The sequence below is a fragment of the Burkholderia sp. Bmkn7 genome (genome assembly GCF_041103175.1).
Taxonomy (GTDB): domain Bacteria; phylum Pseudomonadota; class Gammaproteobacteria; order Burkholderiales; family Burkholderiaceae; genus Burkholderia; species Burkholderia cepacia.
This window is the reverse complement of sequence record NZ_JBGCUH010000001.1, coordinates 588625-599343: the sequence shown is the minus strand read 5'-3', so window position 1 is coordinate 599343 and position 10719 is coordinate 588625. Positions and strand designations below refer to the sequence as shown.

At 66.6% G+C, this 10719-nt stretch carries 6 protein-coding genes and 2 riboswitches; of the genes, 3 read left to right on the top strand and 3 right to left on the bottom strand.

Features of this window, described 5'->3' with window-relative positions:
• Position 1: 1 nt before the first annotated feature.
• Positions 2-757, bottom strand: a complete 756-nt coding sequence (locus AB3K92_RS02555; RefSeq protein ID WP_048027222.1) for an urea amidolyase associated protein UAAP1 — start codon at positions 755-757, stop codon at positions 2-4.
• A gap of 57 nt (positions 758-814) precedes the next feature.
• Positions 815-948: riboswitch (guanidine-I (ykkC/yxkD leader) on the bottom strand.
• A gap of 434 nt (positions 949-1382) precedes the next feature.
• Positions 1383-1504: riboswitch (guanidine-I (ykkC/yxkD leader) on the top strand.
• Positions 1505-1642: 138 nt separating this feature from the next.
• Between AB3K92_RS02555 and AB3K92_RS02550 the strand changes: the two genes are divergently transcribed.
• Both AB3K92_RS02550 and AB3K92_RS02545 read left to right on the top strand, forming a co-directional pair.
• Positions 1643-2665 carry an ABC transporter substrate-binding protein gene (locus tag AB3K92_RS02550; protein WP_059485682.1) on the top strand — a complete coding sequence of 341 codons (1023 nt, stop codon included), beginning with the start codon at positions 1643-1645 and terminating at the stop codon, positions 2663-2665.
• A gap of 426 nt (positions 2666-3091) precedes the next feature.
• The gene (locus tag AB3K92_RS02545) at positions 3092-5236 is read left to right on the top strand and encodes a tryptophan 2-monooxygenase oxidoreductase (RefSeq protein ID WP_059587504.1); all 2145 of its coding nucleotides are present in this window, start codon (positions 3092-3094) and stop codon (positions 5234-5236) included.
• A 117-nt stretch (positions 5237-5353) separates the two neighbouring features.
• Here AB3K92_RS02545 and AB3K92_RS02540 read toward each other — a convergent pair whose 3' ends face one another.
• Positions 5354-5542 carry a hypothetical protein gene (locus tag AB3K92_RS02540; RefSeq protein WP_021158119.1) on the bottom strand — a complete coding sequence of 63 codons (189 nt, stop codon included), beginning with the start codon at positions 5540-5542 and terminating at the stop codon, positions 5354-5356.
• 615 nt (positions 5543-6157) lie between these two features.
• Here AB3K92_RS02540 and AB3K92_RS02535 point away from each other — a divergent pair.
• A complete protein-coding gene (locus tag AB3K92_RS02535; protein ID WP_369464401.1) occupies positions 6158-8269 on the top strand; it encodes a radical SAM protein in 2112 nt (703 codons plus the stop codon).
• Between the two features lie 104 nt (positions 8270-8373).
• Here the strand turns inward: AB3K92_RS02535 and AB3K92_RS02530 are convergent, their stop codons facing one another.
• A complete protein-coding gene (locus tag AB3K92_RS02530) occupies positions 8374-10704 on the bottom strand; it encodes a putative bifunctional diguanylate cyclase/phosphodiesterase (RefSeq protein ID WP_369464400.1) in 2331 nt (776 codons plus the stop codon).
• Positions 10705-10719 lie beyond the last annotated feature (15 nt).

Sequence of the window (10719 nt, the reverse complement as noted above, 5' to 3'; positions counted from 1 at the left end):
CTTACGCGAACAGGCGGTCGGTGTTGGTGAAGCCGCGCATGTTCTCGGCGCACGCGCGCCGGCACGGATCGTCTTCGGGTGCGGCGGCGTCCGCCGGATACGCGCGGTATGCGATCAGCTTCACCGGCTTCGGCGCATAGTCCGCGCGCGGATCGAGCGGATGCGGGGCGGTCGAGAATGCCGCGAGCGTGTTCATCTCGAAGCGCAGGTCGACGGCACTCCCGGCCGTCGAATGGCCGGGGACGAAATCGAGCGTGCCGTCGTCCGCCGTCTCGAGCTTGCTGAAGAAATTGACGTTCGCGGCGAGGTCGCGCGCCGACAGCCCGTACTTCGCGAGCTCGAGCACGAGGCTGTCGCGGCCGTTGCGGATCATCGCGTTGCGATCGGCCTGGTACGTCGTCGTGCCGTACTTGTGTGCGAACAGGCGCGCGTCGCCGACGCCGCCGAGCGGGTCGTGCCAGCCGAGCGTGTCGGCCGTGATCGACGCGATCACACGCCCCATGTCCGTGTACAGCGCATGGCCGCGCGTGAGATGCGCGGTGTGCTGCGCCTTCAGCGTATCGGCCATGTTGTAGCGTTCGAGCGGGTCTTCCTGGCGATGAAACACGGCGGACAGGTTCGCGCCGCCTTCGACATCGACGATGCGCAGCGCGAGACCGCGGCGCAGGATGCCGGACCAGTGGGTCCCGGCGGGAATCAGCGTTTCCCACGCGACGTGCGGTGGTGGGGCGAGGACGGCTTGGGGGCTCGGCGACATGGCGGCTCCGTGGTCGGTTGGATAAAAGGCGTGAGAGGGCGACCGAACGACATCGCGACCTCCCGGGCTTTTATCCCTCCGTGGAGCCTCGCCGTTGCCTCGTATCGAGGCGAAGGCAAGACCGGATTGCTCTCGGACCAGGCATCGTGCGGCGCGAACGCCGCATGACCGGAACCCTAGCGATCCTGAAGATGATGCAAATTGCTTCGCACCTCTCGGGCAACGATCTAGCGAGTTGCGTGCCAGCCTCGACGAAACGGCTGCACAACGCGGTGCGGCGGCCCGCACGTGCGCCGCGTGCACGACATGGCGGCGGCCCCGTGCCCTCGCGGCGGGCGTGCCGCGCACCAGGCGAACGCGATCCCGCACCGGTGCAGTGCGTGTCGCATGCGCATGCACGGCACGATCCGCAGTGGCATGGGCATTGCATCGATGGCGGCACCTTCACTCGACATCCGACCGCTCATGAACAAGCTCGACCTGCTCCGGCGCGTGCTGACAGCCCTCTTCTCCGCCCGCTTCATCGAACTGCAACGCGCCGCGCGCCGCCGCTGAGCCGCCCTCGTCGCACGTCGTTGGCACGGTTTTCGCTCGGCATGACGCCGAGAGGTGCGGCGGCGTCGCATCTTAGGGGTGCTAGGGTTCCGGTTCATCGAACGTCTGGTCCGAGAGCAGCCCGGCACGGGTTCGTCCGATCGCGAGAGCGGACGCGCACGCGCTACACGGCGGGACAAAAGCCCGGGAGACTGGCGATGGCAACGGCCATCGCGCCTCTCCGTGGCCGCTTCGTTCGTTCCGCATCCGCAGGAACCGGCTACGCAGCCGGACCGTGCCCCTGCACGGTCCGTATCGACGATCCCGATCCCGGTCTCCTGGAGAAACACGATGACCCGTCCCGCCTCGGCACTCCGCCGCCTGCTGTCCTTCCGTTCCGCCCGTCGTGCATGGGGTGCCGCCGCCACGGCTGCGGCGCTGCTCGCGGCGCCCGCCGTTCACGCGGCGGCGCCGCTGAAGATCGGCTACAGCGACTGGCCCGGCTGGGTCGCGTTCCAGGTCGCGCTCGACAAGGGCTGGTTCAAGGAGGCCGGCGTCGACGTCGATTTCGAATGGTTCGATTACTCGGCGTCGCTCGACGCGTTTTCCGCGGGCAAGCTCGACGCGGTCGCGGCAACCAACGGCGATGCGCTCGTGACGGGCGCATCCGGCGCGAAGAACGTGATGGTCCTGCTGACCGACTATTCCGCCGGTAACGACATGATCATCGCGAAGCCGCCGCTGCGCAGCGTAGAGGGGCTGAAGGGCAAGAAGGTCGGCGTCGAGCTCGGCCTCGTCGATCACCTGTTGCTCGAGACCGCGCTGCAGAAGCACGGATTGAAGGATGGCGACGTGACGCTGGTCAATGCGAAGACCAACGAACTGCCGCAGGTGCTCGGCTCGTCGGCCGATATCGCCGCCGTCGCCGCATGGCAGCCGAACGCAAACGAGGCGTTGAAGCGCGCACCGGGCGCACGCGCGATCTTCACGTCGGCCGACGCGCCGGGGCTGATCTACGATGCGATCACGGTCGCGCCCGCGAGCCTCGCCGCGCGCCGGGCCGACTGGGCCAAGGTGATCAAGGTCTGGTACCGCTGCGTCGCGTACATCAACGACCCGAAGACGCAGGCCGATGCGGTCAGGATCATGTCCGCGCGCGTCGGGCTCACGCCGGAGCAATACCTGCCGCTGCTGAAAGGCACGCACCTGCTCGACGAAGCAGCCGCGAAGCGTGTGTTCCGCAAGGGCGACGGTCTCGATTCGATCTATGGGTCGACGCGCAACGCGAATGCGTTCAACGTGCGCAACGGCGTGTACAAGCAGTCGCAGAATGTCGATGCGTATATCGATCCGCGATTCGGGATGTCGAACTGACCGTTGCGTGCGGTCGGAATTTTGACGGCTCGGCCAGGGTAGCGCCTGTTCACGCCAATGGCGGGCTTGCGCTGGGCCCAGAAGGGCCGAGCGCAAGGATTGCGACGACCAACGGAAGTCCCCGTGGGGCGAAGCGAATACTCGACGTATTCGCGAGGAGCACGACGCGGCAATCGGCCCTTCTGGGGGCCAGCCCCACGAATGAATTTTTTAAACAGGGGGACGTGCCTCTTTTCCATCATTTCGCTCATTCTCCCCAATCGTTTCTCAAACAAAAATTGATTGATTTGGCGAAACCGCATTCGCATACTGCGCAAGCTTCGTTCGCAATGCGTTGTCGTTGTCCTGAATCGGTCCCGACGCGCTGTGCCAGCGGCAATCGGGATCGATATCGCGCGGTTTCCACTCTCTCGATGGAGAAACGTCATGGGCGTTACCGTCATTCCCCGGCTGCTCGGCCTGAAGAACGAGAAGAAGATTGCCACCACCGTTGGCGAAGCCCGGTTGCGCGGGATCAACTACCGGCACCCCGATTCCGCGCTGGTGTCCTATCCGGTCGCCGCCGCCGGGCCGTTGGGTACGCTGCCCGCCGGCAACTACAGGATCGCCATCGTCGGCGGCGGAGCAGGCGGCATCGCCGCACTCTACGAACTCGGCCGGCTCGCGGCGACGCTGCCGGCAGGAAGCGGCATCGACGTGCAGATCTACGAAGCCGATCCCGATTCGTTTCTTCATGACCGGCCGGGAATCAAGGCGATCAAGGTACGCGGGCTCAAGGCCGGAAGAGTGTCGGCGGCGCTCGTCCACAATGGCGATCCCGCCAGCGGCGACACGATTTACGAAGTCGGCGCGATGCGCTTTCCGGAAATCGCCGGATTGACCTGGCATTATGCGTCCGCCGCATTCGGGGACGCGGCACCGATCAAGGTATTTCCGAATCCGGGCAAGGTGCCGACCGAATTCGTGTTCGGCAATCGGGTCGACCGTTATGTCGGGAGCGATCCGAAAGACTGGGAAGATCCGGATTCGCCGACGTTGAAGGTACTGGGTGTCGTCGCCGGCGGGCTGGTGGGCAACCCGGAAGGCGAGAATGTCGCGATGTATCCGATCGCCAACGTGGATCCGGCCAAGATCGCGGCGATCCTGAATGCGGCTACGCCGCCGGCCGACGCCCTCGAGCGGATTCAGACGAAGTACTGGCCCGAGTTCATCGCGCAATACGATGGCCTGACGCTCGGCGCGGCCGTCCGCGAGATCGTGACGGTTGCGTTCGAGAAGGGAACGCTGCCGCCGGTCGACGGTGTGCTCGACGTCGATGAATCGATCAGCTACTACGTCGAGCTGTTCGGCCGCTTCGGCTTCGGCACCGGCGGCTTCAAGCCGCTGTACAACATCTCGCTGGTCGAGATGATGCGGCTGATCCTCTGGGACTATTCGAACGAATACACGCTGCCGGTCACGGAAAACGTCGAGTTCATCCGGAATCTGTACCGCAAGGCCCAGGACGTCGGCGCCGGCAAGCTGGCCGTCCAGGTTCGTCAGGAACGCGTCGCGAACGCCTGCCATTCCGGCACCGCGTCGGCGCGCGCGCAACTGCTGTCATACGACAGCCATAACGCCGTCCACGCCGAAGCCTACGATTTCGTGATTCTCGCCGTCCCGCACGATCAGTTGACGCCGATCGTCAGCCGCAGCGGCTTCCAACATGCGGCCAGCCAGAATCTGGGGGACGCGGGCCTGGGCCTCGAAACGCATACGTACAACCAGGTTTATCCGCCGCTGCTGCTGAGCGATAACAGCGCCGCCGCAAACGCCCGGATCGTCACGGCGATCGGCCAGCTTCACATGGCGCGCTCGTCGAAGGTGTTCGCCACCGTCAAGACCGCCGCGCTCGACCAGCCGTGGGTCCCGCAATGGCGCGGCGAACCGATCAAGGCCGTCGTTTCCGACAGCGGCCTCGCGGCGAGTTATGTGGTACCGAGCCCGATCGTCGAAAACGGCCAGGCGCCCGAGTATTCGAGCCTGCTCGCCAGCTACACGTGGGAAGACGATTCGACCCGGCTTCAGCACGATTTCGGGTTGTATCCGCAAAACCCGGCAACCGAGGCCGGTACGGCGGACGGGATGTACCGGACGATGGTGAATCGCGCGTATCGGTACGTGAAGTACGCCGGCGCGTCGGATGCACAACCGTGGTGGTTCTATCGGCTGCTCGCGGAAGCACGCACGGCGGACCGCTTTGTGTTCGACTGGACGACCAACAAGACGGCCGGCGGCTTCAAGCTCGACATGACCGGCGACCATCACCAGAGCAACCTGTGCTTCCGGTATCACACGCATGCGCTCGCCGCGTCGCTCGACAACCGCTTCTTCATTGCCAGCGACAGCTACAGCCACCTCGGCGGCTGGCTCGAAGGCGCGTTCATGAGTGCAATGAATGCGGTGGCGGGCCTGATCGTGCGCGCCAATCGCGGCGACGTGAACGCGCTGTCCAGTGCCGCGCGTCCGCTCGTGACCGGTTTGCGGCCCGTCGTGAAGGTTCCCGCAGCGGAGCTGGCCACCAGCAAGTAATCCGCGAACGAAGAGACGCGCGCGTCGCGCGTCGTCATGCGCCCGCCGCACGGCGGGCGCGTTTCATATCGATCGAAACAGGGCGCGCGGCCGGACGGCGGAATCGGTGTATCAGGATTAGCGCTCGCTCACCTTCACGCGCGGCAGCCATTCCGCCTCGGCACCCTGCGTGCCTTTCAATTGGGCGGGAATCGCGTCTTGCACTTGCGCGTCGTGGCGGCGTACCGCCTCGGTGTCGAGATGACGGCCGTCGAACGTCGACTGGCGACGGGTAATCATGTTGATGCGAAGGCGTTTTGCCGCCATGGTCGGTCTTCCTTGAAAAATCGGCACCCCGCCGACTGGCGAAGTGCAATAGATGTACGTGAGAAAGATGTCGCCAGGATGACGTGATGTGAAACACACGTCTCCCGCCATCCTACGGCGGCGGCGCATGCACCGCAATGACTTCGAGCAAGCATCGCAGTTCACTTCTCCGCGATCCGCTTGCCGTTCGGCTTGATGGGTCGTTTCAAGGAAGGCACTCGATGCGCGCCGCACGATCGACACGCTCCGCACTGGGTGCGGCGTCGAGGTACAACAGGGCGAAGGCCTGCCGGACGTGACGCCGTTCAACTTCGACCGCATCTGACCGCGCCGGCCGGGCCTTGATCGGGCCGCCGTTATAATCGGTGCGACTCTGCGGCGGCCGCGCTTGTCGGCTGCCGGCTACACGCCGGGATGATTTCCCTTTCGGGTGCGACGCGCTCGAGGATTCCTTTCTCCCCGAGCGTGAAGCGCGTTGCGCCATTCCCCGCGCCCGCCATTCGTGCCCGGCCGGGCAACGAATGGTGACTGCGCGAGTTGCTTCAGATATGACGGTTTCCCGTGCTGCCACCGGGTTCACGGGAATCCTCGACAAAAAGACAGAGGGCCTCGCCGATGCCGGTTTCCACTGGTTTTGACCGCAACGCATTCAGGGCGTATCCGCTGGACGGCGCGCTGCTGCGCTTTCACCCCGCGACAGGAACGCACGTCCGGGTCGAGAATGCGTCGACCCGCCACTTGCGGCGCCTCGCACCCCGGGTCGTGATGTTCGGGATAACGAACAAGTGCAATCTGACTTGCGATTTCTGCTCGCGTGATGTGCGGCGCGACAGCGCCTGGTCCGTCGAGTCGGCCGCTAACGTCCTCCGCGGCCTCGCCGCAGCGGGAACGCTGGAAGTCGCCTTCGGCGGCGGAGAGCCGTTCGCGTTCCGTGGATTCGCCGAGCTGATCGACATCCTTCATCACACCACGCCGCTTGCACTGAACGTCACGACCAATGGAACGCTGATCCGGCGCAACACGTTTGCGCCCTACGCGGGCCGCTTCGGCCAGGTTCGCGTCTCGCTCTACGACGACGTGCGCTGGCGCGACGCGGGCGCGGTCCTGTCGGAATACGGGCAAAGGTGGGGCGCCAACCTGATCGTCGACGACGCGGTGCTGCCGGACCTCCCCGCACTGCTGGCCGAACTGGCCGCGCTGGGTTGTCAGGATGTCTCGTTGCTGTCCTACATCGGCCCCGATTTGCGCAGGCACCTTTCGCCGAGGGGGCGTGCGCAGCTTGCGGCCATCGTGCAGGATTCGCCGATCGCCTGCCGCCTGTCGGTGTGCTTCGGCGACGCGGTGCCCGTATCCAGATTGTTCGACGGAGCCGATGGCAGTGGCGACTGCGGCGCGGGGCTCGACTTCGTCTCCATCACGCCCGATCAACGCATGCAGGGCTGTTCGTTCCAGGACGGCGGCCTGCCTGCCGCCAGTGCGGAGGACATCCTGCACGGGTGGCGCAACGCGCGTGCGTACCTGGAGCAACCCAGCACGCGGCGCGGTTGCGCACGTCGCGGCGCAGATGCCGGTCGCACCCGGTCAACGCCACCGGTCAGCGTATGGCAGGCATTCTCCGGCAACAACAGCGGCGAGTGCGTGATGGTCGCGAAATTCGAGACCATCGCGGATGCGGACGCCTACCTCGCCCAACTGCTGCCGTCATGGGCACCCGATGCCGAGTATTCGTCCGAGTGGAAGCGCCTGTTCAAGGAAGAAGCAGTCGCGGGGCCGGGCTTGTCGAGCGGAGGGTCGCCTCGCGAGCTGGCGGCGATCGGCCGCTCGGTGATCGCGACGGGATACGAGGCAGACGACCTGTTTCCGGAATTGCGTGCGCTGGCCTGGAAGAAAGGCGCATACGTGGTGCCCGACGGCATCCACGCCCACGACGTGTTCCTGCTGGCCGCGGTGCGTGCGTCAGGCGCGGACGACGCACGCGATCTGGCCGCCCGGAAGCCCCATCCCGCCGCCAGGACCTGGCTGCATGGAGAGGTCGTCCTCGTCACGCTCGAGCTGCAGGGTGACGGCGCGCCAGGTGAACTGGTCGAGATCCGGCAACTACTCACCGACTATTGCGCCGGTCGCCCGCTCGCCGCGGAACTCGTGTTCGACGACATCGACGACGCGGCCATGCTGTCGGTCAAGAAGCGGCTCGGCGCGGAAATCGGTCGAACGCCAAGGCTTGCGTTGCATTTCGGCTCGCGCGAGGATTCCGCCGAGCGCGCGGTTCGATTCGCGCAAATGATCGCGGAAGGCCAGGCCGACGTCGCCGGCACGTGTGTGCTGGTATCGGGAATCGAGCGCCGCAAGCGGCTCGCGGTGCTCGCCTATCGGCAGGGTGCGCATGTCGGCGCCATCGACGGCCCGGAAGTGCGCGTCAGCGCCTGGTTTTTCGTGCGTGATGCCGCACCCCGGAAAGGCCGGCGCGCGGAACCCGCCGAGATCGATATCGGCCTGGTTCGCGAAGCGCTTCACCAGCGCTTTCCGGGCGGCGTTCGCATCGAAGTCAAGGCGGGATATCGTCGGGGTATGGCCTTCGTGAACATCGTCACCGCGGACCCCGGATACGCTTTCGGTCAACTCGAGCAGCTTGCGGCGTCGTTCGATGCGAGGCTCGGCATCGGGGTGCACGAGGTCGATCCGCTGGCGTTTGCCGTTCGACGCGTGATCGCGGACGTGTATTCCTGACCTTCAACGCAACCCGCCGGGCGCGCGCAACCGTCTTCCTGGAATGCGCGTTTTCGGCCCTCAATCGATCCGGGTATCCCGCAGTCCGGTCGCGTCGCCGTCGCTCACGCCCGCCTGCCCGTAGCCTGCGCGGCCAACGCGGCCCGCTCGATCCAGCGGATGGCCGGCGCATCGTGCTCGCCCGGCGCGGGCCTGCCGATCAGGAAGCCCTGCACCTCGCGGCAACCCGCATCGGTGATGCACGCCAGTTGCTCTTCCGTCTCGACGCCTTCCGCGACGGTCGTCACGCCGAGACGCTTGCCGAGATCGGCCACCGCGCACACGACGGCCGCGCAGTCCGGTCGCGAGATCGCATCGCGCACGAAGCTGCCGTCGATCTTGATCTTGTCGAACGGAAACGCGCGCAGATGCGCGAGCGACGAGAAGCCCGTGCCGAAATCGTCGAGGGCGACGCGCACGCCCATCGAACGCAGCGCGCGCAGGTCCGCGATCGCCTTGCCCTCGTCATGCAGCAGCGCGGTTTCCGTCACCTCGATTTCCAGCCGGTCGGGCGTGAGGCCGGCGCCGGCCAGCGCCGCCGCGAAGGCCGGCACGATCGTGCCGTGGCCGAGCTGCGCCGCCGACACGTTGACGGCGACACGCGCGCCGTCCGGCCAACGCGCCGCCTCCCGGCAGGCATGGTCGAGCACGAAGCGGCCGAGCCGGTCGATCAGGCCGCCGCGCTCGGCCATCGGAATGAAGTAGCCCGGCGAAATCCAGCCGGAGCGCGGATGATGCCAGCGCAGCAGGGCCTCGCGCGTCGTCACCCGGCGCGTCCGGACATCGACGATCGGCTGGTAGAACACGTACAGCCCCTGGTTCTCGTCCAGCGCGACGCGCAGCTTCGATTCGAGCGCGATCCGCTCCTGCGCGCGCGTTTCCATGTCCGGCGAGAACATCCGGTACGTCCCCTTCCCGGCTTTCTTCGCCGCATAGAGCGCCATGTCAGCGCGTGACAGCAGCACGCCGGCGTCGTTGCCGTGATGCGGCGCCAGCACGCAGCCGATCGACGCGCCGATGCGGAACTGCCGCTCGGGCGACGGCGCATAGGGCGCGACGAGCGTGTCGACGAGCCGCGCGGCCGCGCCCATCGCGCCGTCCGCGTCGGTGTCGCGCAGCAGCACCGCGAACTCGTCGCCGCCGATGCGCCCGAGCATCATCCCCGGCTCGGGACACTGCCCGCGAAGGCGTTCCGCGACCTGGCGCAGCACCTCGTCGCCCGCCGAATGCCCGCACGCGTCGTTGATCAGCTTGAAGCCGTCGAGGTCGATGAAGAGCAGCCCGAGCGTCTTGTCGGAGCGGCGCAGGCTCGCGTCGAATTCGGCGAGGAAGGTCGCGCGGTTCGGCAGGCCGGTGAGCGAATCGTGATGCGCGAGCTGGTGGATGCGCGCTTCCGCCTCGGCCTGCTGCGTGACGATCGACCACGACAGCATCGGGCCGATATAGCGCCCCTCGGCATCGCGCCCCGCCGAGACCTGGAAGTCGAGCACTTCCGGCCCGAGCCGCACGCGGCCGCGATGCGGCAGGTTCGCCGGATCGGCGAGCAGGCGGCGCTGGTGCTGCGGGTGCGGATGGAAGAAGTCGATCGACGCGCCGAGCGCATCGTCCGCGCGGATCGGCAGCAAATGCTCGATCGAGCGCAGCAGGTTTCGCGACGCCGTGTTCAGGTAGTTGATGCGGAACGTCTCCGGGTCGGCCGTCATCACGGCCAGCGGCATGTCGTCGATCATCCGCATCAGCCGCGTCTGCGCCTGCTCGCGCATCCGCGATTCGGCCTGCGCGTCGACGGTGCGCACGAAGCCCCGGTAGTTGACCGAGATGACGGCGATCAGCGCGGCCGACACGAACGCCATGTTGACCGCGGTGGCGACGAGCGTCGGCTGGCCCGTCGAGAGGAAGAACGCGATGAACGCGGCGTTGACGATCACGGCCACGATCAGCGCGGCCGTGCGCAGGTACATCAGGCTGAAGATGCAGCCGATCACCGTGATCGCCATGTAGAACGCGACCTGGGCCTTTTGCCACGCGTCGCCGTACGGGAACAGCAGCAGCGCCCAGAGGGTGAACGTCACCGCGATCGGGATCACCAGCCAGTTCGTCATCGTGAGCGCACGCGACACGGTGTCCGGCGTCGGCTCCACCAGCCGGGCGCGGCGCCAGTGCAGCAGCCGCGCGAGCGACACGAGCGTCATTGCGGTCGGCATCGCGACCGACAGCCACCACGGCGTGCTGCGCAGGTGCGTGACGGCGAGGCTCCAGGTGCTCGAGATGAGGATCAGGTACATCACCGGAAGCTGGCCGGCGAATACCCGGAATTGCGCCGCGAGCAGGTCCGGGTTCCGGGCCGGCGCCGCGATGCTTGCCAGTCTGACCATCCGTGCGTAGTGGGTTTTCATGTGAGCCTGCCTGCT

What these genes read in the sequence shown, in the direction of transcription:
- AB3K92_RS02530 (WP_369464400.1), bottom strand. Translation starts at nt 10,704, where the DNA reads ATGAAAACCCACTACGCACGGATGGTCAGACTGGCAAGCATCGCGGCG.
- AB3K92_RS02535 (WP_369464401.1), top strand. Translation starts at nt 6,158, where the DNA reads ATGCCGGTTTCCACTGGTTTTGACCGCAACGCATTCAGGGCGTATCCG.
- AB3K92_RS02550 (WP_059485682.1), top strand. Translation starts at nt 1,643, where the DNA reads ATGACCCGTCCCGCCTCGGCACTCCGCCGCCTGCTGTCCTTCCGTTCC.
- AB3K92_RS02545 (WP_059587504.1), top strand. Translation starts at nt 3,092, where the DNA reads ATGGGCGTTACCGTCATTCCCCGGCTGCTCGGCCTGAAGAACGAGAAG.
- AB3K92_RS02540 (WP_021158119.1), bottom strand. Translation starts at nt 5,542, where the DNA reads ATGGCGGCAAAACGCCTTCGCATCAACATGATTACCCGTCGCCAGTCG.
- AB3K92_RS02555 (WP_048027222.1), bottom strand. Translation starts at nt 757, where the DNA reads ATGTCGCCGAGCCCCCAAGCCGTCCTCGCCCCACCACCGCACGTCGCG.